A 23,794-nucleotide genomic window follows, 5' to 3' on the forward strand; every position below is an offset into this window, starting at 1 on the left:
TTCAAATTCTTTCTAATAATATATTTTCTACAATATCAGCATTTTTTCTCCAACTTTTATCATGAGATATTTTATCGCTTTGAAGAAAAATTCCGCTGTTATCTTTATTTAAAAGTGACAACATTTTATTAGAAAAGTCTTGTTCTTCACACAATATTCCACCATATTCATTAATTAATTCATCAATAGGTGGGCATCCTTTAAGAGCTAAAACTATACAGTTTAATTTTATGGCTTCAGCTGTCACAATAGAATAAGCTTCATACCTAGATGCAATTAATAGAGCAATTGCTTTTTTTAGTAACAACTCTTTTTCTTTTTCATTTACCCTCCCAATGTATATAAATCTTGGGTCATTTGGTATTTGATATTTTAAATCTCCTGCAAATACTACTAAACAATTATGAGGAGTATGATTTAAAATAAAATCAATATTTTTATTTTTATCAATTCTGCCTAGGTATAGAAAAAAATCAGAATTTATTAATTTAATGATTTCTGATCTCACTTGTTGCTCTGTTTGTAAATTTAAATTTTGAAATCCAGGTGGTAAAATTATAGAATTCTTAGTTGCACTTAAAGGCCATATTTCATTACAAAGACTTTTTTCTGCTTTTGAAACAAATGCTAAGATATTAGAACTAGATAACATTTTATCTACAAATGCTAATTTAAATTCTGGTTCATTATGTGCTGTAACAATAAATAATTTCTTAATCTTAATATTTTCTTTTAATGCATAAACATTTGGAGCATACAAATATGATTTTACTATAAGCAAATTATACTTTTGTTGATTTTTTCTTAAGTAATTCCAAAGTTCTGGACACCAAGGCCCTTGCGACCTTAAAAAAATATAATCAAGTAATGGAGCAAATAATGCATATAAACTGTTATTAATTTTTTTTAAATATTTTATTGTTCTCTTAACTATTGCAAACAAGTATCTTTGTCTTGAGTGAATTACTGGAAAGCGTTTTATGGTAAAACTTAGCCCTGACGTTTTTACTTCTTCAATATTTGGTAAATTATTGTTCCATTTTATATAGTCGTCACTTTTGCTAGTAAGAACATCTACAAGCAAACCTTTTTCTGCTAATGCCTTCGCTAAGTTAAAAGCATATACTTCCGCACCAGCTTGAATTTGTTGTCCACATCTTTGGACAATGATAGCGATGGATTTTAAATTTTGATTCAAGGTATATTCCTTTCTAGAGAAACTAAATTAGCAACTCTAATTGAATTTCATGATTGTAATTTATTTTAATAAAGTTTTGCAATTTCCTTTAAGATATTTTTTGAATCTAGAATGCCAAATTATGGTCTAGAAATAGTATAAATAGGAATGGATATGTCTTTGATATATTTACTTGAAATATTTTCATCATGAGTTTTTAAATCATAGTTATCTTTGCTAATTTCAAGATTAACCGTAGACTTAAATTCATAGCAGTCCGTAAAATAGTATCTACAATTTATGAAATTTTTATTTTTTTTAATAGATTTAAAAAAGAAGGAAATAAAAGATAATAAAATGGATTGTCCTTTATTTAAAGGATAGCAATTGAAGAATTCTATTTTATTATGCTCATAAAACCCGCTATTATTTATAAATTTTATAATTTTAGATAGTTCTTTTTCTCCTATTGCAGAAGAATTGACCATCATAAAAAAGGAAGAATTGCTATATTTGATTGCTTTAAATGTCGAGTGGAGAAAGATATCTAAATCTTTGCTATTTTGGGGTGGGTCAAAACAAATAACATCAAATAACTTATATAAATAATTAGGAATTCCATGATTTAAATCGATATGAAAAAAGTTAATTGGAAACTTTGCTTCACTAGTAAGTATTTTTAGTTTGTTTAAAAGATTTTTATCACAATCTAAAACAGTTACATGTTTAAAATTTCGTAAAGCCAACTCCACAGAAACTAAATCATCGTCCCCCATTAACAAAACTTCTTTGTCTCTAAAACCGTTTTTCTCAAGTAAGTCAGCGCGTTTCTTTCTAGTTTCTATCGTACATGGTAATTGATTGTAATTTTGAATGAATTTTAATGAGTTATTATCTGAATATTCTTCTTTTTCTATATCAATATAACGTTGGTTTTCATTTAATATTTTGAGTAAAAACTTCTTTTTTTCCTCTACACTCAATTTAAGGATATGCTTTATAGTCCTACTTTTAAAAAATATAATTAAAACTTTCGATAGTAACACCAAAAATGCATTTGATAAGTTCATTGGTTTTTTCCAATTTAAAAGTACATTGTTTTAAAAAGTAATATTGCAGCAGAAAGGATAAGTAAATACCCAACAAAAGCTTCAATTTTGTGAATTTTAATTTGCATAAATTTTTTATTAAGACCGTAGGCAAGGAGTCTATATAGTTTAAAAATAGCAATGTCACCAATATAAACTCCCAAAAATATTGGTAGTATCAAATATTCTACCGGATAATCATCTGAAATATCTTGTCCTATCCACCAAAGATACCAGAATGGTAGCAAAGAAGGTATCGTCAAGGTTCCAACTATTCCCTTAAAAAAGGAGCTAATTAGATTTGTCTCACTTACTATTATTTTATCAGTAGATGATAAATTGTTTTCTAAATTAACAGCATTTCTTCTCGAATTAATTACAAAAGTAAATCCAAGAGTTAAGATAAATATTATAAATATGATGTTCAAAAAAATGGAATGTTTTTTTTGAAAATTAAGAATAAATTCAGCATGTACAGTTTGATCTGCCATTAAATATGCAAAAAAACAAACTATAGCATCAGTCAAAATTATTCCCGATTGAAAGGCAAATAAGTTTTTCTTTTGTTTTTTTAAATAAAGGATTATCAACTGAATATTTAAAGGACCCGGAGGTGAAGTAGAAACGAGTCCTCCTAATAATGCAGCAGCAAAATATATAAATAATACATCAATGAACATTCATTACCTTTAGCTCTAAAGTATAGTAATATTTGATGTTAACATCTTTTTTACAAAAGCTAAAGGTTGTGAGCTAGGTTGGTATTAGTTTGATGAATCTTTATGAATATATTTCACATAACCTGTTTTCCAAATATTTGCGTGAATATTTTCATGAATCTCTTGTTCAGAAGTTTTTGGTGCAACCCCTGAGTTTTGTGCAGCTAAAGAAGTTGCATGAGCTATTTTATACGAAACTTCAGCAATATCTGTTAAAGATGGGAGTAAAGATAAGTTTGGATCTCGATTTATTTGAGCGCACTCGCTGATTACTTTAGCGCAAGCAACTAGCATTTCATTATTAACACGAGTGGCTTTTGAAGCAACAACTCCTAAACCAAGGCCGGGAAATACAAATGCATTATTGCATTGTCCTATTGGAAAAACTTTACCATTGTAACGCACATCTTGAAATGGACTGCCAGTTGCAACTAGAACTTTTCCATTTGTCCATTCTATTAAATTTGCGGGTAGAGCTTCACAACGCGATGTTGGATTAGATAATGGAAAAATAATAGGACGTTCACAATATGAAGCCATCATTTTTACAATTTCTTCTGTAAAAGCACCAGTCTGTGTAGATGTTCCAATTAAAATTGTAGGCTTTACATTTTTTACAACTTCAGAAAGAGAAATAATTTTACCTTTAACTCTATCCCAGTTTTCATATACTTCTACGGGTTGCGCATATTTTTTTTGAAAATACTCAAGATGATCCATATTAGCGTGGAGCATTCCGTGCATGTCAATCAAGTACATGCGTGATAGAGCTTCTTGTTCAGAAAGTCCATCCGACACCATAGCTGCAACAATTTGATCAGCTATACAACATCCAGCTGTACCAGCACCATGTATCACGACTTTTTGATCACGCATTTTGGTACCATTTACTTTTAGACCGGCTAGTATTGCACCTAAAGTAACTGCGGCAGTTCCTTGCATATCATCATTGAAAGTGCACATCTCATCTTTATAACGATCCAAGTTTTTTCTTGCTGTTTGTCTTCCAAAATCTTCCCAATGTAAATAAATATTTGAAAATCTTTTTCGCAATGCTGAAACAAATGCATCAATAAAATCGTCGTATTGTTCACCTCTAATGCGTTCATGTCGCCAACCAAGATAAAGAGGATTTTGTAAAAGTTCTTTGTTGTTTGTTCCTACATCAAGGACTATTGGTAAAACTTTAGTAGGATGAAAACCAGCACATAAAGTATACATAGCTAGTTTAGCTATAGAAATTACAATTCCACCTACACCTTGATCTCCTATTCCTAAAATAGCTTCAGAATCTGTTACACATACAGCGCGGACATCATAAGCATCTGGAATATTATTAAGTATATCTTCAATTTGAGACATTTGTGGATAAGATATAAATAGCCCTCTAGGTCTTCTAAAATTTTGATTGAATTGTTGAACAACATCTCCAACAGTTGGCGTATAAAAAACAGGAACCATTTCAATTAAATGTTCTTGCAATAAACGAAAAAATAAAGTTTCATTTCTATCATACAATTGTGTAAGAAAGATATTTCTTTCAATATCAGTTTCTTTTTTTAAATATTGACCATAAACTCGAACTACCTGTTCATCCAAAGTTTCTACGACATTAGGGATAAGACCATCTAATTTAAATTCTCTTCTCTCTTCAAGAGTAAAAGCTGTGTCTTTATTTAAAAAAGAATTTAATAATAATTGTTTACCACTAATGGAAACTTCATAGTATTTTTTCCCATCAAAATTATTCTTTTTTTCTTTAAACATACAAAGTCTCCGTTAAAACTGCTAAGTTGTCCAGCTAATCTCATTTTGACCCAAGGAACGTAAAATTTCATTAACTGTTGAAAAATGTTTACAGCCAAAAAAACCTCTATGCGCCGATAACGGGGAAGGATGTGCCGACTTTAAAATTTTATGAATTTTATTTGTGATCATTTTTTCTTTTGCTTGAGCTGCTGAACCCCATAATAGAAAGATAATAGGTGAGTTTTTTTCATTTAAAAGGGAAATAATTTTATCGGTAAATACTTCCCAACCTTTTTCTCTGTGGGAAAAGGCTTGGTTTGCTCTAACTGTTAGAACAGTATTTAATAATAAAACACCTTGTTTAGCCCAATGTTCAAGACAAGAATCGGTTGGACGTTTTCCTATGTCAGATTGAATCTCTTTAAATATATTATTTAGTGATGGTGGAAGAGTCACACCTTTTTCAACTGCAAAAGCAAGACCATTAGCTTGTCCTTTGCCATGATATGGGTCTTGACCAATTATTACGACTTTAGTTTCACAATAATCTACAAGTTTTAAAGCTCTAAATATTTTTTCTTTTGGTGGAAAATATTCAAAACCTTGACTAGTTTCACTGCGCAGAAGTTGCCTAATATTTTCAATATAAGGTTTTGAAAACTCATCTAAAAGTAAAGACCTCCAGCCATCCGCAAGAAAGCTAAGGTCTTTTTTAGTTTCAATTTGGTTTTCATTCACAAGGAAATCTCCAATAATTTAGGGCTCATTATAAATGAAAACTTTTTATAATGAGCCCCAAGCTTACATTCATTCTGTTTATATACTCAACAAAATGAGATTTTTCCAAGAAAAGGAAGACAATATTTTAAGCTATTGGATAACTTCTTTTATTCCCTGAGTCAGCTGATTTTTTTATAGCACCACGGCCACCAAATCCATTTTGTCTTTCTGGTTTATGACCACCTGATTTTTTTTGATCGCCAAAACGTCCAGAGCCATTCCCAAATCTACCACCTCTTTCAGAAGGACGACCATTTGATTTGCTTGAACCTCTGGATCCTCTGTCATTGCGTCCAAAACCACCTCTTCCAGAGCGATTTCTATCACCACCAAATTTAGGAGCTTCAACGTTAGCACCAAACTCAGTTTTAAATGTAGGAGCGATATCTTCAACCTGTAGGCTTTTTCCAAGTTGTCTAGCTGCTTCTGATTTTAGTAGTGTTGATAATACTTCTTTTAATTTGTTTTCTTCAAGACTTTCGAGAACTTGGTTAACTGATTGGTGAATATAATCAGGAATAACAACCGAGTCTTCGTTTATACGAAAGAGCATATTATTAAAGAATTGAGTCGCAATTTTCTTTGCGCTAGGCAATTCTAAACGTACCGGATTGATTTTAATTTTGCTGCATACAAACTGAAATTCTCTACGTTCAACATGGGTAATAATAGTCCATGCTTTTCCTGTAGCCCCAGCTCTTCCTGTGCGACCCGCGCGGTGTGTATAAGTTTCCACGTTGGTTGGTACTGTATAATTTATGACGTGCGATAAACCAGAAATATCTATACCGCGAGCAGCAACATCAGTTGCAACTAATATTCTAAGTTGTCTGTTTTTAAAACGATCCATAGTCAAGCTACGGTCATTTTGTGTCATTTCACCATTTAAAACACCAGCGGCAAAACCTCTTTCAAGCAAGGCATTATGGATATTGCGTGTTTCTTCTCTTGTTTTGCAAAAGATAATTGCATGCTCAGGATCATGATAAATAAGAAGTCCAAGTAAGGCATCAAGGTTTCTACCCATTTTTACTTCAATAAAACCATGATCTATTTGTCCGGTACTAGTATCAGTGCTAGCAACTTTAACTTCAAATGGATTAGAAACCATTTGTCTAGCTATATTAGTTACTTTTGGTGGGAAAGTAGCTGAAAATAAAAGAGTTTGAGCTTTTTTTCCAATTGCTGTTTTAATTTTTATAATATCTTCAGCAAAACCAAAATCTAGCATTTCATCCATTTCGTCTAAAACAAGGATTTCAACGCCTGTAAGGCTTACAATACCTTGTTCTAATAAATCGTTCAGACGACCTGGAGTAGCAACAATGGCGTCTACGCCTCTTTGGATAACAGAAGTTTGAAATCTGTAGCTTTTACCGCCTGTTACCGCTAAAACTTTAAATCCTAGGGGTTTGAAGTTTGTTTCGAATACATCTGCAACTTGTTGAGCAAGTTCACGAGTAGGAGTAAGAACAAGAATTCTTGGCTTCCCACCAGTCTGTGGTTTTTGCAGACGAGAAAAAGCGGGTAATCCAAAGGCAAGGGTTTTGCCAGAGCCAGTGCGGCTTTGAGCAATAACATCTTTTCCTTGTAGAACAGGTTCATATGTCGCTTGTTGAATAGGAGTAGGCTTAGTAATTCCTTGAGATTCAAGGTTTTTACGTACTACTTCTGGCAATAGGTTAAAAATAGAAGACTCTTCTGCTGTGGGTGTATTGGTATTTGTCATTTGCTTCCCAAAAAAGTAAGGATAAGAAGGGGTTAGCTACTTAAAGCTAATTACACTCAGGCGAGAATTGAGAAAGAATCATTCAAAGCTTAAAAAGTACAAGCGTTTTAGTAGGTTGCAAGTGTAGCAATATTATTAATGCATTTTGCAACAAAAGAGTTAGTCTTTCTGAACCCATGCCAGCAGTCCCTTAAACTGTATTATACTAATGGTGTCAAGAGGGTTTTTTTTATTATTCACTAATGGTATGTTAACTAGGTTTTTGAACGTCTTCCTATCAAGGGGTAAATGTTATGCAAAGTCAAGAAGATTTGAGAGTTGAGCTTGAAAGATTAAGAGCTGAAAATGCTGCATTAAAAAGCGAAAAAAAAGGAGCTTCTTCCAGAGAAATAAGTTTTAAAGTAGCTGAAAAGGGAGGACTATCTGTTTATGGTCTAGGGCGTTTTCCAGTAACGCTGTACAAAGAACAATGGGTTCGTTTACTAGACAAGCAAGACGAAATCCGTAATTTTATTAAAGATAATGAAGATAAACTAAAATCCAGAGAATAACTTTTACCTTGGCGAAACTAGAGTGAAATATATCAAAGATTTCAAAGAAATATTTATAATTCTGATTTGTATCTTTGTCTTTCGTTCTTCTTTTATAAATTGGTACGTTATACCCTCAGGTTCGATGCTTCCTACCTTAAAAATTGGCGACCATGTTGTTGTTAATAAAATGGCTTATGGATTCATGCTTCCGTTTATGGAAACACGCTTATTTAGTTGGGTCAAACCACAGCGTGGAGAAATTGTTGTGTTTCAAGGCCCTCCCCAAGAGGGAGGGCAAGTTTTAATTAAAAGAATCGTTGCGGTAGAAAATGATAAAGTTGAATTTATTAAAGGAATATTACAAGTTAATGGAATTCCCGTTCAGGAAACAATAGAAAATAATCGAGAAATTCTAACTGATACTGGTAGTGCTGATGATTTTAATGATTATAATCTAATTAAAGAAACAAACTTATCCCAAAAATCATTTTTAATTTTAAAGAAAAAAAATGAGGGTGTGACATTTATGGAAAAGAAGACTTGGATTGTACCACCAGGAAAATTATTTTTTCTTGGAGATAATCGAGATAATTCTTTTGATAGTCGATTTTGGGGTATGATTGATGAAAAAAATATTTACGGCAAAGCCTTTCTTATTTCGTATTCTACAGGCGACAAAGGGATGTGGCCTCATTTCAGAAAAGATCGTTTTTTTCTCAAATTACAGTGAATGAAAATCAATTCAAGTGTTTCTTTAATACTGATGCACCATGTATATGTGCTGAATTTGCGCTTGGAATATTTTTCAAAGCATTTAAGATCATTCCATTATATCTAAATGTAACAACAGGAACTTTAGCTGAATTTAATTTTCTTTCATATTTCTCGCCTTCATCTCTTAAAAATCAAATTCTGCTGCTTGAATTAATGTAAATGGTAAATTTTCTAGTTCTTTACTACTTGCCCGTAATGGAGATGCGTATAAACTCTTTAATTTTTCTGAATTATCTTAATAATTATTCCAAAACCATTGTATTAATTCTTTTGTCAATAAATACCCAGATGAATATTTTTGATAAGATTCTGTCTCAAAGGCATAAACTTCATAAGCTTCTTCAATATCAATATCAATATCAATATCAATATCAATATCAATATCAATACCAAATTTTGCTTCTGGTGATAAAGAGTATTCAACAAAAATACCAACAGCTTCAGAATTTTTTACAAGGTCTATTATAAATCTTTCATAACCTTTAAATTCGCCAAATACCCAACCTCCAACATGAAAATAAACAAATGCAGGAAGAACTTTTTTGAGTTTTCAGGACGAATAATTTTTTACTTTGACTTTATTTTCATTATTTATAGAAATAAGTTTTTCAGTTAAAAAATTTTATCTTTTGTATTTAATATGTTTGGCATATCTTGAAAACCAGTAAAAGCTTTTCTTGCATCTTGAATTTGAAAGGATTAAATTATTGTCAAATATTTTTTTACCAATTATTTATAATTCAGTTTATCAGCTATTTCTTGGCCTATATGATATAATTTTATCTTAGAATTTTTCATTAATTCATTTGCAGTGAAACCGCTATGTCCATCTTCTACAATAGTTATTATTTCTGCCAATCCTAATTTAGATTTAAGTTCAAGTTTATTTTTTGTTACGTTGCCAAAAATACCAATCAGTTTATGATCATTTTTTAAAGCCAGTTGAGAAACTGTACTCACTGCTTTTCCGTATAAAGTTAAGTCATCCAAACTGCCTTCACCACAAACAATTAAGTCTGAACCAGAGAAGCTTGGGGCAAGGGCAATTGCTTTCGCTATTTTCTTTGAACCCATTTCTATTTTTAAATTTGGAAATACAGCTGACATTCCTATACAAATTCCCCCACCTGCTCCTGTAAAAGCATCTTCTAATTTAGGAATATGCGGACAATCATGTTTGAGTACATTCCAAAAGTGATAAATTTGTTTTTCAATATAAGGAATTGAAGAATCTCTAGCTCCTTTTTGCTTTAAAAATGAGCTTAATGTAACTCCAGGTCCTTTAGCAGGGGCATTAACATCACATAATGCATGAATTCTACATTTTTTTACATATTCAGGAAGTTCTTCTTTTTTAAATGAACGAATTTTGGACATATTGCTTATACAAGGTCTAAGCCTGTTTCCCTGCTCATCATATGCTGACAAACCAAATGCACTAGCTATTCCCCAGCCGGCATCAGCGGTCAAAGTGCCACCTATGCATAACCAAACTTCTAGAGGTCTTAAGGGAAAAGTTTTTTGCAATAATCGGCCAAATCCCCATGTATTTGATTCAAGTAACACTTCTTCTGTCGCAAGAGATTTAGAATTTCCTAAGACTTCTGCAGACTCAAGAACTGCAAGTCGTCTTGCATTTTGCCAATAAATGTTAGCTTCCGTTTGTCTTCCGAGAAGATCAGAGACTTCAATTCTAAGAGATTCCATTCCTATATGTCCAGCTATTAAAGCAGCGCTTCCCTCACCGCCATCAGCCATAGGGCGCTGAATGATTTCTATTTTAGGATTTCGGTTTCTAATTCCATCAGCAACTAATTCACAAACTTGGCGAGCCGTAAAGGTTCCTTTGAATTTATCAAAGGCTAAGACTATTTTCATGATGTGCTCCTTACGCCCAATAATAGATTCTTAGAATTCATAACTCAATATACTATAGAACAAAAAATGTGATGTTCAAAAGTTACTCTAAATTGTGCATTGCTTTTATCATTCCTCTTTGTTAAAGAAGCCTTAGCAGAGGTATTTGTTAATATCATAACAAGTTTCCTCTTTTTTAGATTAAATTCTTCTTTTGGGGTAATACAATGGATACGCAGCTTGATGCAAAGCAAATGGAAATGAAGTTAATTAAGATCGTAGCAGAAAAGTTGAATATAGAGGAAAAAAATATAACTACAGCTTCTCGCTTTCAAGAAGATCTTGGTGCTGACTCCCTAGACATCGTTGAGCTTCTTATGGAAATTGAAGAAGTGTTTGGTGTAAATATTTCTGATGAAGAATCCGAGCGCCTAAAAACTGTTGGCGATGCTGTGAAATTTATCGTGGCAAAGCTATAAAAGCAAAGTCTAAAAAAAGGCACCTATTTGGTGCCTTTTTTTTTGTTTTTAAAATCTAATTTTCTTGGCTTAATTATTTAGAGAAAAAGGAAAGAACATGAAAATAGCTATTGCGGCAGATCATGCTGGTAGAGAACTTAAAAGTTATGTAATTGATTTCTTGACTCTCACTAATCATCAAGTTCTTGATTATGGAGTAGCTGCAGATTCTTCTGCTTCTGTTGATTATCCAGATTATGCGGATATTGTGGCTTCTGAAGTTTCAAGTGGTCGATGCGATCGTGGAATTTTAATCTGTGGTACCGGCATTGGAATGTGTATTACGGCAAATAAATTTCCAGGTGTGAGAGCGGCTGTTGTCAATGATGAGTTTACAGCACGTATGAGTAGAGCACATAATGATTCTAATGTTATGTGTTTAGGATCCAGAATAGTAAATTATCAAAGAGCAATCGACTTTGTTAAAATTTGGCTGGCAACAGAATGTGAAGAAGGTCGCCATAGAAGTCGTATCAGTAAAGTAAGTGCAATAGAAAAGAGGCTATCTCAATGAATCAATTTCTCTCTTTAGAACGAGCTGAACTAATAAACTCTGATCCAGAAATTGCAAAACTTTTTGGAAAAGAGAGTCAACGTTTGAATGATGGTTTGGAACTTATAGCATCAGAAAATGTTGCCAGTCCAGCCGTTTTAGCTGCGTTGAGTAGCGTTTTGTCTAACAAATATGCAGAAGGTTATCCTGGAAGAAGATATTATGGTGGTTGTGAATTTAATGATGAAGTTGAACAAATTGCCATTGATAGAATCAAAAAAATCTATGGAGCTGAGCATGCTAATGTTCAACCGCATAGTGGAGCACAAGCAAACCAAGCAGTTTTTTTAGCAGTGTTAAAGCCGGGTGACACATTCTTAGGAATGAATTTATCTCATGGTGGACATTTAACTCACGGATCTCCAGTAAATATTTCTGGTATGTATTATAAAGCAGAAGCATATGGGGTAGATGAGAACGGGTATATTAACTATGAAGACGTAGCTAAAAAAGCGCATGAATGTAAACCGAAATTAATAATAGCTGGTGCGAGTGCTTATCCTAGAGCAATTGATTTTGCGAAGTTTAAAAAAATTGCTGACGAAGTTGGCGCATTATTTATGGTAGATATGGCACATATTGCTGGATTAGTGGCAGGGGGACAACACCAAAGTCCTATTCCTTTTGCTGATTTTGTAACGACAACAACACATAAAACCTTACGTGGACCAAGAGGCGGAGTTATACTTTGTAAAGAATCTTTTGCAAAAGCAATTGATAAGGCTATTTTCCCAGGGTTGCAGGGTGGTCCTCTAATGCATGTAATAGGTGCAAAAGCAGTAGCGTTTGGAGAAGCTTTAAATCCTGCATTTAAATTATATGCTGAACAAATTGTTGTAAATGCAAGAGTTCTTGCTGATACACTACTTGAAAATGGGGTCGAACTTGTTTCTGGTGGTACAGATAACCATTTAATACTTATTAATTTAAAAAATTCTCCACTGAGTGGAAAAGATGCTGAAGAGAGACTTGCAAAAATTGATTTAACGGTAAATAAAAATAGTGTACCCAATGATCCTCGCAAACCTATGGTTACTAGCGGTATTCGAATTGGAACACCTGCTGTTACTACAAGAGGGTTAGTTGCAGAAGATATGAGAATATTAGGAACAGCAATTGCTTACGCTTTAAAAAATGATGATTCATTATTAGATAAAGCAAAAGAAATGGTTACTGGCCTATGTAAAAAGTATCCTCTTTACAGTGATTCTCTTCAACATAAGGGTTATGTTTCTCCTCATTTAGGATAATTACTCTATGAAGTGTCTTCAGTGCCAAAATCCTGAAAGCAAAGTTTTAGAAAGCAGAGAAAGTCGGGATGGAAGAACGGTAAGAAGACGAAGAGAATGCGTCTCTTGTGGATATCGTTTCACTACATTTGAACGTTCTGAAGAACAGCCTTTGTATGTTATAAAAAGAGATGGAACAAGGGAGCTTTTTAATCGCGAAAAGCTTCTAAAGAGTATGAGCATTGCTTGTCAAAAGCGTTCTGTTAGTTCAAAAAGTTTAGATGTTATCTCTGATTGGGTAGAGAGCACATGCCATTCATTTGAAGAAAGAGAAGTGACTTCATACAAAATAGGTGAGCTTGTTTTAGAAGCTTTGTTAAAACTGGATCCTGTTGCTTACGTAAGATTCGCCTCGGTATATCGAGCATTTTCCAGTCCAGAGGACTTTGTTTGCGAATTAAAAATGTTAACTGAAAAAGCACAAAATAAGAATAATTTTAAAATTGATCTTGAAAAAGAAAATTGAACTGAATATTTTAATTGTACATGGTTTTAAAAAATTTGGAGTTTTTATGTTTACTGGAATTATCCGGGATTTGGGAAAAGTAGAATTTCTTTTTAAAAGTGAAAACTCATTAAAACTAACTATTTCATCTAGTTTGCAGATGTCTTTTTTTGCTCAAGGGGCGAGTGTCGCTTGTAACGGATGTTGTTTAACGGTGATTGAGTCTTATTCAAAAAATAATACAAGTTACTTTACTGTCGATGTTGGATACCAAAGCCTCGCTCTCACAAATTTAGGAAAGTTAGAAATTGGTTCGTCTTTAAATTTGGAGCCAGCCTTGCTTCTTGGTGATTCACTAGGTGGGCATCATGTTTCTGGTCATGTCGATGCTCTTTGTAAGATTACATTCTTTGAAAAATATGATGATGAATTTTGGAAACTTAAAATTAATATTCCACAAGAATTTTCGCATTGGGTGATTTTAAAAGGCAGTATTGCTGTGGCTGGAATTAGTCTGACCATTGCAAATATAAATGGCTTACCTGCTGGAGATTCTGAAATAGAAATAATGATTATTCCTCATACATATAGCAACACTATTTTGCAAGAATATAAGGCAGATATGGAGATAGAAATTGAATTTGATCAAACTGTTAAGACTATTGCTTCTGTTGTGAAAAATATGTTACCAGGTTATATTCAAGCACGTAAATAACGGCTTCAACAATTTGGGAAAATAGTAAACCTATGTCTTTTGATCTGCAAAAAAATAGTGTTGCGGTTCATTCCTCTCGCCTAACTCCGGAATTCAAAAAAGTATTCTATGCTGAGTCTGGTAAAACGCATTTGAAACAGGTAAAAGTTTTGCCGCAAATGATTAAAGAAGAGTGTACAGAAACTCAAGTTGTGAAGTTTAATGATGATTCACAATTAATTTCTGATTCTAAAATATATGCGTTAAAAAAAAGATTACTTGCACCTGCTTGGTGGGTTGAAGGTCTTTTATTGAGTTTAGGTACAAAAGAAGCATGGTTTGATTCACTTGTAGCTAAACGTCTTGGGAAGGTCGTAACAGCTCCCTCCAAAATAAATGCGAAAAATATAGTGCTATTATTTGGCATTTGGCATGAAGCCTTGTCAAAAATCTTTTCTTTGAAAAAAGACGATTTAACACTTAAGTTTCAGATAAATAAGTATCTATCCGGTACACAAAAGGATGTGCTTGAAGCCTGCAAGCAGCTAGAAGAAATTTGGGTAACTCCTTATAATTTATTTGAAGTAAAGCATGCTAAAAAAAATAAACAAATAAGTTTGGCAAAGTCAGGCAGTTTTTCTTTTATTAGACATGCTCAGGTTGAAAATGATGTAGATGGTATTTGGCTATCAATGACCCTCTCGCAACCCATACAAACTTTATACTTAATGGAAAAGGCTAATTTTAATAGTAACTCGTTGAAAGCTTCATTCATAAGTATAAATCCAGTTGTAATTCAATCTATGGGGCGTAAGGCAAGTATTAAAAAAATATTAAATTATCTTTTTCTTGAATATTCAAAACAAGAAGGGATAGAATTTAATATAAGTAATTGGGGTTCCATTCCTATTGATACAAAAAATATTAGTAGTTTTCATAAAGAAATCCTTGCTAGTGTGCCATCTTTGTATGATCATGGAGTTTTAGGGTGGAATATTGCTCCTCCAAATATCAAACTTTCTGAGCTAAAAAATAAAATGTTAGATAATTCTAGCAATTCATCAGAATCAAAAGCCAGCTCAATCGTATACTGTTGGCAAATGTCTGAACAAGCAAAAGAAGCTTTTGAGTTAGAACAAGCAATAAGTGAAAAACTTATGAGTCTTACACATGAAGAAAATTTACATGCTGCAAAAACTATAAATTCTTTATATAAAGCTAGAAAATCTGAAACTTTATTTCCAGAACCACCTCCTGATCAATTGACAAAAATTAGGAAAGAAAAAGCTTTAAAGCAGGAAAAATTAGATAAACTAGAGAGAAAAATTGAACTAAAAAAAGAAACAGTAGTGAAAAAAACGGTTAATAAAAGAATTCCTGTTGAAACCTTGTTTGATTCCTCAGAATATAAAAAAAATGTAGATGTTGAAATAATTGAGAATAAAAAAAACGATTTAGAAAAAATTGAAAAGGTAACTAAGAAAAAAGAGATAGTTAAAAAGAAAGAAATGTCTATTAAAGAAACTTTATCTGACGATGACTTTATCGTCTTAGTTTCAGAATTTTATGAATCTCTTAAACCTTTGCAAAAAAAAGCATTTGAGCGGGAAAGAGCGGGAATGAACCCTGAACAATTTAGACTTTATATGACTCCTATTTTAAAACGTAAAAGTAACAAAATTTTGAAATAATTTATATTTAAAATTGAATTTTTAAATATAAATCTAATAAAATCAAAAAATAATAAACAGTTTTTAAATTGTTTTTTGGTTAATAGAAGAGACTGAAACTAAAGTTTTAGTATCAGTCTCTTTTGCAATAAGTTATTGTCTATATTTATTTAGATTCAGATTCATCATCTATTTCAAAACCAAGTTCTTTTAACTTCTCTATAGTTTCAATAGTAAATGAAGTCTCTGTCCCATTTTTTAAACCTAAACCGCGAAATTCTTCTAAGTGATTTTGTCCCATAGTATTCCTTTCATTTATTCAAGTTATTATTATTTAAGACAAATGTATTGTACCATTAGTTTTTTTGAATTACAACTTCTTTGATAGATTTTTTTAATTTTTTAGAAGCTGTTTATTTATTTTTTAAAATTATAAATTTTAAGGTAATTTAAAATGAAGAAAAATGGATATCTTATTCAAAAGTCCTTATTTAATAATGATGAATGTGATAGTATTGTTACTAAAATAAAAGAACATACCAAGAATAAATATGCTTCTTTAATGGCTTTGGATCAAGGTGATTTGATGTTACCGGAAATTAGAGAATTATTAACTTCTAGTAAATTAATTAATATTGTTGAAAAATATATAAATGATGATGTGATTTTGGCTTCTTCAAAATTATATATTCGCGCTAATAAACAAGTTCCTTTTTATGATTCTTTGCAGATATCGTGTCATCCAAAAAATAAATTAGTAAGTATTTGGATAGCACTAGAAGATGTTACCCCGTTGAGTAGTCCTATGTATTACTATCCAAAGTCGCATTTGAGAACTTATCCATCTCTTTTTGAAAGAATATCTGATTCAAATATGAGTGTTTTAAATAATTATAGATTTTATGAATCAGCTTACGAAGAAGATTTAAAAGATTATAAATTTAAATCTTGCATTAGAAAAATTTTTCTTCCAAGAAAAGGAGATACCATGTTAATGCATGGTAATTTGATTCACGGAGATTTGGGTGCATTTGATTTTTCTAAAACAAGAGCGTCATTGCTTGCATTTTATCTTCCTAAGAATGAAAATAGTTATTATTTTACTGATTTCCCAGTAACAAGAAAAGAAAAAATGTTTGATACTTTAAGAGAAGAAGTGTTACCTAAAATATTTTTTACAGATACTAATGAAAATAATTCTGCTGAAAAAACACCTGAAAGAGAAATAGCTCCGAGCAAAGCTGTTGAAAATCTGTTTACATTTTTCAAAGATAATAAATTTCAAATAGAATTAAATTCTCTAGGTGAAAAGATTATTTCGTATGAATGCTTAATTGAAAAATCTAGAAGTTTTAATTCTTATGGTTACGGTAAAGGAAAAAATGAGATTCAAAGTATTGCCAGTGCAATGTTCGAGTCTTTTGAACATTTAATTAGTAAGGGATTTTTTGTAAATTGTGATACAACTGTTTTTATTCCAATTCAAGAAGCTATGCAAAATTGGAATTGTTTTCCTGAGAATATAGTAGAAAAGTGTAAGGAAATTCAGGAACCTCTTTTGTGGGATATATTTAATGGATTTAATACAAGTGAAAATTTGATTGTCCCTAGTGTCATTTTAGATACTCCAGGAGGGGATCGTGCGCAAAAAGGTAATTTTCCCTTTTTTAAGTTAGATGGCGCATATTCTAACTCTGGAACAGCAGCAGGTTCAACATATAATGAAGCTGTTTTACACTCCCTCAATGAATTAATAGAAAGAGACGCACATTCTCTCTTGCTTTTAAAAACATTTTGTAAGAGTAATTCTTGTAATTTAAGAATAATTAATAAAGAAACATTGCCTGAAAATTTACAATCCATTTTAGCAGATTGCGAAAGCGAAGTAGGAAATTCATTTACTTTAATTGATATGACTACAGATTTTAATATTCCTGCTATAGCTTGTTTTAGTAAGAAAATAGAAGGAACAAATAGACCTTTATTAGGTTACGGATGTTCGCCAAGTGCTGATTATGCTGTTGAAAGATCTATTTTAGAGACAGTTCAAACTTGGCATAGTTACTTAAGAGACAAAAGAAAGTTTATTGAAAAATGGAATTCTATTGATATTCATGTTGCTAAAATTGAAAAAATGCGATTAGCAGCGGAAGAAAATTATCAGGAAATAGTTGAAAAAGGATTATATGATATTATTGATTACAGACTGTTAAGAAATTTAACAATTAAAAATTTTGGAGAAATGTCAATTTTTGATATGAATATCGATATTGTATTAAAAAAAATAGCAAAAATATTTTCAGAAAAAAATATGAATATTTATGTAAAAAAACTTTTTGATCATACAAATACAGAGCTAATTTGTATTCGGTCTATCGTTAGAGAATTAGAGGTATTTAATCTTGTTACTTCTGGGCTTCTTGTTGCACCAAATAAAAGAGGTATTGAGATTTTAAATAGTTAAGCTTTATTTTCTTCTTAGTAAATTGATTTATTCCCCTATTAGAAATGAAAATTCTACTAAATGAATTCAATAAATTATAAAATCAATTTTGATAAAATTGTTACAAAAATAAAATTTAAATAGTATTTTTACAACTCTTTACTTATGCTATTAAGATATTTATTGCATGCGAAACTAATTCAAGTTTTTAATAAGTTTACTTACTAGATTTTTTTGTTATTTGGCGCATTATGTCAGCAATTCTATTTTTTGCTGTCGGAAAGCTTTCTTTATCCAAAATTGTGAACTCATCGGTTGAAAATTTACTTAGCACCCAATTGGATACAGCGCTTTTATGCTCAGGTTTCCCTATTCCAACTTTAATTCTGTGGAATTGATCTGTACCTGTCCGTTCTAAGATGCTTCTAATGCCGTTATGGCCGCCATGTCCACCCCCAAAGCGTGTTTTTACGGCTCCATGGGGCTGATCTAAATCATCAAATATAACTATGAGATTTTGTGGAGGAACTTTAAAAAAGGCTAGTGCTTGTTGCACATTATTGCCCGAAACATTCATGTATTCTTGCGGTTTCATTAAGAAAACATCATATCCTTGCCAGTTTGCACGGGCTGTCAGCGAACCAAATTTTTGCTGTGAAACAAAAACACCGGCTTCAGCCGCTATTTGATCTAGCAGCAGAAAGCCGATGTTGTGTCTTGTTTGTTCATATTGATAGCCAGGATTGCCAAGGCCAACTAAAATAAACACTGTTTAATTAGATCTTAACAAGAGATGCAAGAGCTAGGTTTTGGCCTTTACCTGTTCTTACAGATACTTCTTTATCAAGAGTAAGATCATGTAAATGAACAGATTGCTCTACTTTTAAGCCACTAACATCAACGTCAATTACTTTTGGAAGTTTAGCTAATGGAGCCTTAACTTCTAAGTACCGAGTACGAATGCTAAAAGCGCCTTCTTTTTCTTGTTCACGTGTTAAACCAATGAAGTTTAACGGAACGTGAATGCGAACCTTGTCATTTGCTTCAACTTCTTGAAAATCAAAGTGAATTGGTTTGTCATTCAATGGGTTAACTTGAACTTCACGCATAAGAACAGTTTTTTCAACTCCGTCTAAAACAAGTTTTAGAACAGTAGAACGAGTGTGTCCTTTAGGTAAATTGGAAGTAGCAATTTCAATTTTAGTTGAAACGCCTTTTTTGTAAAGGATTCCTGGTACAAGCCCGCTATGGCGTTGCTTGCGAACGGTTCCTTTAGATGCATCTCCGCGCTTAGTAGCTTGGATAACGATAGTTTCGGCTGTCATAGGGATTACTCCTAATAAGGTCAATACCATAGGATTTATGGTAAGGAGATTCCATATATCAAAAAATCTAGTAGAGCAATAGAAGGTTTTTGGACTTTGAAAAAAAAGATTGCAACGAAGCCAAAGAACAATTAAGTTAGTCACAATTTAAACTGAACCCTTTTATTGACTTTTTTTATGTTTGAATTAAAGAAAAAATGGTTTGATTTTTATTAGTTTCTTCGTTTATAACTTCATTTCTAAGAGTTTATTTGGTCGTTAGTTTAACGTTAACTGTGGAGTTTCCAATGAAAGTATCCAAGATTTTCCTAGCTACAGCTGCATTTTCTTTAGCTGTTGTTACTGTCGGCTGTAACAGTACTAAAAAAGCAGAACCAGCTGAAAAGCCTAAGCCAGTAGAAGTTGCTGCTGAGCCTGCTGCACAAGTTAAAACAGAAAATCCAGAATCCAACTTTAAAACAATTTACTTTGATTTTAATAAGTTTGATATTCGTGGAGATCAAAAAGAAGCTGCTATGCAAATAGCTGAGGCTTTAAAAGCGTCACCTAATATCCAAATTCAAATTCAGGGTAACACAGATGATCGTGGTTCAACTGAATACAATATGTCTTTAGGTGCAAGACGTGCTGAAACTCTTAAAAATTTCTTAATTGCAAATGGTGTTCAAAATACTATTGAGACAATTAGTTATGGTAAAGAGCGTCCAGTTGTGCAAGGTCAATCAGAAGAAGCTTGGGCAAAAAATCGTCGTGATGACGTAGTTAGAATGAAATAATTAAATTTATCTCATTTTATTAAAAGCGGTAATGATTATTACCGCTTTTTTTATTTTTTATTTTGTTTTATATTTTCTTCTAAAGATTCTACAATATCTTTTAATGTTAATTTATTTCCAACTAGTAACGTTTGAATTCCTAAGGTATGTGCAGGAAGATCATAATAAGGATCGTTGCCAATCATAACCGTTCTTTCAGGAATAGCTCCAATTTTTTTTAATGTGTCATTAAAAAATTTGGTATGTGGTTTAGTTGTTTTCATTACATCCCAAGATGTTACCAAGTCAAAATCATGTAAGTATAAATCACTTGCTTTTAAACGTAACTCAATTTCTCTTCTACCAAATACTGCGTTGGTTGCTAAAGTAATATGTCTGTTAGATGTATGTAATAAATCTACTAATTTTCTAGCAAAGGGATCGGAATGTAAAAATAAACAAATAAATGGATAATCAGAGTCAAAAAATTTGCTTACGAAACGCTCAATTTTTAGTCTACTTGTATTTAATTCACTAGCAAGAGTTTCAAAAAAGGCTTCTTCATTTGTAGCAAAAGAATGTGAGGACAAAAGAATTTCTTTCGTCTTCTGGGCTGCTTTAATTAACTGTGAAATAGAACCAAAACTGCGCATTCTGAAAAGGACTCCAAGAGCAAATAAATTATGAAATAAAGCTCCTGGTTGATTAATTAAAGTGCCATCCATATCTAATAAGACATGTGTTTTGTCGTTCCACCAATCACCCGAAATTGTAATTTTATTTCTGATCCTCTTAATCTCTGAAGATTTTTCTTGAACTTTAGGAAGTTCTTGTTTTTTTTTCATTATAAAATTACCTGCGGAAAATGAATTAACCCAGTAATCACTACAAGATTAGAATATTCCTTTTTAATTTCATTAAGTCAAATGTTTAGCAGGCTAATCCAACAGGGCTGGTATTATTTTTTGACCCCACAGTAATGAATATTTCTTCAATCATTTTTTGTTCAAAGGTATTTGTAGGGAAAATATGAAAAATTTGTGACAAGGACTCTTTTGTCGCATTGTTTAGTTGTCCAGCGCGCTCTAAACCTTTTATTAAAAAATAAAGACTTTGGATAGAAGCGTTTGTACTTATATTATTTTGCATTTTTTCAATACCAGCTGAAAACTGACCTTGTGTCACAAGAATGTAACCATGTAAAACTTTTGTATCGAGTGGCACTTTTTGAATATTATCGTATGAGTCAATGGCGGCTTCTAATAATGTTTGAGCTTTTTTGTAGTCAGTTCCTTTCATTATTATACTTAAAGCTTCTAACTCAAATAACTTTTGTTTAGTTAATTTTGCAGCAGGGCTTTGGTTATTTTTTGCAATTAATAACCATTCATCAACAAGAGGCCAATTGCCAGTGAGACTGTAAATTTGAGCTATACATGCAGAAAGTAAGCCAAAGTTAAATTCTTTATTGCCTTTGTGTTTAAGGTTTAGGAGCTCTTGCACAGAAATTCGAGAATTATAGCTTGCTCCAGCTTTAGCAATAAATTGTAATAGAGATTCTGAAAATTTTTCACTAATTAATATAGCGCATTTTGCTAAATTCCAAGCGTATTCAGAATAATTATTTTGTAAACAATCAAGTCCAAATTTTATAATATTTTCAATTAATTGATCACGTTGAGGATTTAAGGTAATAGCAGTTTGTAAAATTATCTCTTCAAGATTTTTAATTATTGTATCACTCTCTTTTATGAAAACGTTGTTACTTAGATTGAGGGAAGATCTAAGTAACAGAATTAAGTAAGAATGATTCCATGGATCGCTTGATAAAGACTTTTGTATTTCATCAAAAGAATTTTGATACTCACCTTCAGAATAAAAAGTAGCAGCAATACTCCAGTGCATTTCATTGGTTTGTTGTTCAGTTAAAGATGAAATTTGTAAACTTTCTTGAGCAATTTCTCTTGCAGTATTATAATCCTTAATTTTTAGTAAGAAAAATATATATCTTAATATTCCGTCTGAGTTATAAAAGTCAGAGTTAAACATATATTGAAAGTATTTTTTAGCTTCTTTATTGTTACCTATTCTTGAATAAATTTCTCCAAGATAGTAATGAATTTCAGGGTCAAATTGATAAATATTATTTATTTCTTCTAACTTTAATAAAATTTCTTCTTTAGGAATTTCACTTGCAATGCTTTCCCTTATTTTATTCTTTAATGCCATATAGTTATTTATATCAATATTAGCAATTTTAAGTCCACAAAGTAAAATACAAAATCTTATTTCTGGGCTACCATTTAAATTTTTGTATGCAACTTTTAAGCATTCCATTAAACCTTCAGAAGGAGAAGTGCTAACGCACAAAGAAGCAGTTTGCATAACTAGATCTGGAGGCGAGTCTTTTGTTATCAGGACGGCAAAGTAACAAATTCTTGCAACAGCCTTTAATCCATATTCATCACACAATTGAGCAATAAAATAAATTTGATTCATATCACGAGGAGATTTTTTACAAGCTATTACTATATTTTCAACTTCCGCTCGGCATGCCTCTGAAGCTGGAATATTATTTGCCATTTTATAGGCTTGCATAGCCCCTAACAAACATAAAATTTCAATCTCTACAGGAACTTCATTATATTGTCTTTGTAACCAGTCGGCGAGACTTTTTAAAGCATTGATAGCATTTTTATGGTCATTTAATTGGATAAATTCATGATAAAGTGCTGTATGTGTCTCAAAATGTCCGTGTACTAAGTTTTTATCTAAGGCTTCAAATCTTTCAGCAAAATTTACATGCTGATCTGATAAAGCACCCATTTGCTGAAGTTCTGTTAGAGTTGCCAACACACAAATAGAATTCTCATTCAGCTTGAAAGCATTTTTCCAATGTTCTATTGCTTCTGTTACTCTACCTACGCTCTCTAAAGCACAACCAGCAAGATACCAAGCAGCATAGTTTTCTGGATAATTCATCTTAAGTTCTAAAGCTTTGTGATAGTAGTCTTCTTTCATTTGCTTTTTACTTGCATCCAATTCTTTATTATCATTAGACAATATTTGTTTATTAACATCCTCTTCTTCTGGGATATAATCATCTGGAATGTCTAGATTTCTATTAATGCGTATTTTTTTATTTGAAAGAATGTTTACTAAAGGTGTTTTAGTTTGCACATACATTTCGTTTTCGCGTTGTAAATTCTCATAATGCACTTTAAAAGATTGTCTTTTTTCTTTTTCTATTTCATTTTTTGAAGAAATCCTTATACTTCCTAATAAGATCGCAAATTCTATAGCCATAGATTTGGGATGATCTTTGCTCAATTTTTTTAAGTCGTGTAAGAGTTCCAAAAGGGTGTCCCTTTTGGATGAAACTTCTACTCTTCTGAAAAGAATTTCATAATCATTAGGGTAAGTAAGGGACAATTTTTTGAGAAGATTTTCAGCTTTTTCAAAATCTTGGACAAATATGTATTTGTTGACTTTTTTTAAAGCGTTAACGGAATTATGATGAGATGACGCTTTGCGGCGTAATTTTGCTAAAAAAATCATGCGGGAGATAGTCTTTTGTTTTGTTATGGGCTTGTTATTTTTTGAGCTCTTTGCTCTAACCTGCATAATTTCTCCAACAAAGGTTTGACTCTTAATATGAAATCGGAGTTTCTGATGGAGAGCTAAAGGTTATTTTAT

23 protein-coding genes and 1 pseudogene are annotated in these 23,794 nt (G+C 31.9%); 11 read left to right on the forward strand and 13 right to left on the reverse strand.

What is annotated here, in order from left to right:
* Position 1: 1 nt before the first annotated feature.
* From GOY08_RS01305 to GOY08_RS01330, 6 genes are all read right to left on the reverse strand, one after another.
* Positions 2-1,198 (reverse strand): glycosyltransferase, encoded by a 1,197-nt coding sequence (locus GOY08_RS01305; RefSeq protein WP_158996758.1) that lies wholly within the window; start codon positions 1,196-1,198, stop codon positions 2-4.
* 119 nt (positions 1,199-1,317) lie between these two features.
* Positions 1,318-2,247: a bis-aminopropyl spermidine synthase family protein gene (locus GOY08_RS01310; RefSeq protein WP_158996759.1), complete on the reverse strand. Its 930-nt coding sequence runs from the start codon at positions 2,245-2,247 to the stop codon at positions 1,318-1,320.
* Between the two features lie 14 nt (positions 2,248-2,261).
* The gene (locus GOY08_RS01315; protein WP_158996760.1) at positions 2,262-2,945 is read right to left on the reverse strand and encodes a hypothetical protein; all 684 of its coding nucleotides are present in this window, start codon (positions 2,943-2,945) and stop codon (positions 2,262-2,264) included.
* 84 nt (positions 2,946-3,029) lie between these two features.
* Complete coding sequence (locus GOY08_RS01320) at positions 3,030-4,751, reverse strand: NAD-dependent malic enzyme (protein WP_158996761.1); 1,722 nt, start codon at positions 4,749-4,751, stop codon at positions 3,030-3,032.
* A gap of 21 nt (positions 4,752-4,772) precedes the next feature.
* A complete protein-coding gene (gene ung, locus GOY08_RS01325) occupies positions 4,773-5,471 on the reverse strand; it encodes a uracil-DNA glycosylase (RefSeq protein WP_235899645.1) in 699 nt (232 codons plus the stop codon).
* A gap of 127 nt (positions 5,472-5,598) precedes the next feature.
* Positions 5,599-7,242, reverse strand: coding sequence for a DEAD/DEAH box helicase (locus tag GOY08_RS01330; protein ID WP_158996762.1), 1,644 nt, complete (start codon positions 7,240-7,242; stop codon positions 5,599-5,601).
* 293 nt (positions 7,243-7,535) lie between these two features.
* Between GOY08_RS01330 and GOY08_RS01335 the strand changes: the two genes are divergently transcribed.
* The 3 genes from GOY08_RS01335 to GOY08_RS01345 are packed head-to-tail and all read left to right on the forward strand — an operon-like array spanning position 7,536 to position 8,708.
* Positions 7,536-7,793, forward strand: coding sequence for a hypothetical protein (locus GOY08_RS01335; RefSeq protein ID WP_158996763.1), 258 nt, complete (start codon positions 7,536-7,538; stop codon positions 7,791-7,793).
* Between the two features lie 22 nt (positions 7,794-7,815).
* The gene (lepB, locus tag GOY08_RS01340; RefSeq protein ID WP_158996764.1) at positions 7,816-8,505 is read left to right on the forward strand and encodes a signal peptidase I; all 690 of its coding nucleotides are present in this window, start codon (positions 7,816-7,818) and stop codon (positions 8,503-8,505) included.
* Positions 8,460-8,708, forward strand: a complete 249-nt coding sequence (locus tag GOY08_RS01345; RefSeq protein WP_158996765.1) for a hypothetical protein — start codon at positions 8,460-8,462, stop codon at positions 8,706-8,708. The genes lepB and GOY08_RS01345 overlap by 46 nt, the downstream gene beginning before the upstream one ends.
* A gap of 76 nt (positions 8,709-8,784) precedes the next feature.
* On the opposite strand, the pseudogene GOY08_RS15700 reads toward GOY08_RS01345, so the two are convergent.
* A pseudogene (locus GOY08_RS15700) lies at positions 8,785-9,063 on the reverse strand (alpha/beta hydrolase fold domain-containing protein); the annotation flags it as partial.
* Positions 9,064-9,278: 215 nt separating this feature from the next.
* Positions 9,279-10,427 carry a glycerate kinase gene (locus tag GOY08_RS01355; protein ID WP_158996766.1) on the reverse strand — a complete coding sequence of 383 codons (1,149 nt, stop codon included), beginning with the start codon at positions 10,425-10,427 and terminating at the stop codon, positions 9,279-9,281.
* A 206-nt stretch (positions 10,428-10,633) separates the two neighbouring features.
* Between GOY08_RS01355 and acpP the strand changes: the two genes are divergently transcribed.
* The 6 genes from acpP (at position 10,634) to GOY08_RS01385 (ending at position 15,596) form a co-directional block, all read left to right on the forward strand.
* Positions 10,634-10,885: an acyl carrier protein gene (acpP, locus tag GOY08_RS01360; RefSeq protein ID WP_280589996.1), complete on the forward strand. Its 252-nt coding sequence runs from the start codon at positions 10,634-10,636 to the stop codon at positions 10,883-10,885.
* A gap of 97 nt (positions 10,886-10,982) precedes the next feature.
* Positions 10,983-11,438: a ribose 5-phosphate isomerase B gene (gene rpiB, locus GOY08_RS01365; protein WP_158996767.1), complete on the forward strand. Its 456-nt coding sequence runs from the start codon at positions 10,983-10,985 to the stop codon at positions 11,436-11,438.
* Positions 11,435-12,727: a serine hydroxymethyltransferase gene (locus GOY08_RS01370; protein WP_158996768.1), complete on the forward strand. Its 1,293-nt coding sequence runs from the start codon at positions 11,435-11,437 to the stop codon at positions 12,725-12,727. The genes rpiB and GOY08_RS01370 overlap by 4 nt, the downstream gene beginning before the upstream one ends.
* A gap of 7 nt (positions 12,728-12,734) precedes the next feature.
* Complete coding sequence (nrdR, locus tag GOY08_RS01375) at positions 12,735-13,232, forward strand: transcriptional regulator NrdR (protein ID WP_158996769.1); 498 nt, start codon at positions 12,735-12,737, stop codon at positions 13,230-13,232.
* A gap of 46 nt (positions 13,233-13,278) precedes the next feature.
* Complete coding sequence (locus GOY08_RS01380; protein ID WP_158996770.1) at positions 13,279-13,926, forward strand: riboflavin synthase; 648 nt, start codon at positions 13,279-13,281, stop codon at positions 13,924-13,926.
* A 32-nt stretch (positions 13,927-13,958) separates the two neighbouring features.
* Positions 13,959-15,596 (forward strand): hypothetical protein, encoded by a 1,638-nt coding sequence (locus GOY08_RS01385; RefSeq protein ID WP_158996771.1) that lies wholly within the window; start codon positions 13,959-13,961, stop codon positions 15,594-15,596.
* 145 nt (positions 15,597-15,741) lie between these two features.
* On the opposite strand, the gene GOY08_RS15590 is transcribed toward GOY08_RS01385, so the two are convergent.
* Positions 15,742-15,876: a hypothetical protein gene (locus GOY08_RS15590; protein ID WP_268892485.1), complete on the reverse strand. Its 135-nt coding sequence runs from the start codon at positions 15,874-15,876 to the stop codon at positions 15,742-15,744.
* 153 nt (positions 15,877-16,029) lie between these two features.
* On the opposite strand from GOY08_RS15590, the gene GOY08_RS01390 reads away from it, so the two are divergent.
* The gene (locus tag GOY08_RS01390; RefSeq protein WP_158996772.1) at positions 16,030-18,039 is read left to right on the forward strand and encodes a YcaO-like family protein; all 2,010 of its coding nucleotides are present in this window, start codon (positions 16,030-16,032) and stop codon (positions 18,037-18,039) included.
* 196 nt (positions 18,040-18,235) lie between these two features.
* On the opposite strand, the gene pth is transcribed toward GOY08_RS01390, so the two are convergent.
* The gene (gene pth, locus GOY08_RS01395) at positions 18,236-18,787 is read right to left on the reverse strand and encodes an aminoacyl-tRNA hydrolase (protein ID WP_158996773.1); all 552 of its coding nucleotides are present in this window, start codon (positions 18,785-18,787) and stop codon (positions 18,236-18,238) included.
* 7 nt (positions 18,788-18,794) lie between these two features.
* Positions 18,795-19,343 (reverse strand): 50S ribosomal protein L25, encoded by a 549-nt coding sequence (locus tag GOY08_RS01400; protein ID WP_158996774.1) that lies wholly within the window; start codon positions 19,341-19,343, stop codon positions 18,795-18,797.
* Between the two features lie 287 nt (positions 19,344-19,630).
* On the opposite strand from GOY08_RS01400, the gene GOY08_RS01405 reads away from it, so the two are divergent.
* The gene (locus GOY08_RS01405; RefSeq protein WP_158996775.1) at positions 19,631-20,119 is read left to right on the forward strand and encodes an OmpA family protein; all 489 of its coding nucleotides are present in this window, start codon (positions 19,631-19,633) and stop codon (positions 20,117-20,119) included.
* A gap of 50 nt (positions 20,120-20,169) precedes the next feature.
* On the opposite strand, the gene GOY08_RS01410 is transcribed toward GOY08_RS01405, so the two are convergent.
* Positions 20,170-20,943: an HAD family hydrolase gene (locus GOY08_RS01410; protein WP_158996776.1), complete on the reverse strand. Its 774-nt coding sequence runs from the start codon at positions 20,941-20,943 to the stop codon at positions 20,170-20,172.
* 85 nt (positions 20,944-21,028) lie between these two features.
* A complete protein-coding gene (locus GOY08_RS01415) occupies positions 21,029-23,722 on the reverse strand; it encodes a tetratricopeptide repeat protein (protein WP_158996777.1) in 2,694 nt (897 codons plus the stop codon).
* Between the last annotated feature and the right edge of the window lie 72 nt (positions 23,723-23,794).

It is taken from the genome of Pigmentibacter ruber (assembly GCF_009792895.1).
Taxonomy (GTDB): domain Bacteria; phylum Bdellovibrionota_B; class Oligoflexia; order Silvanigrellales; family Silvanigrellaceae; genus Silvanigrella; species Silvanigrella rubra.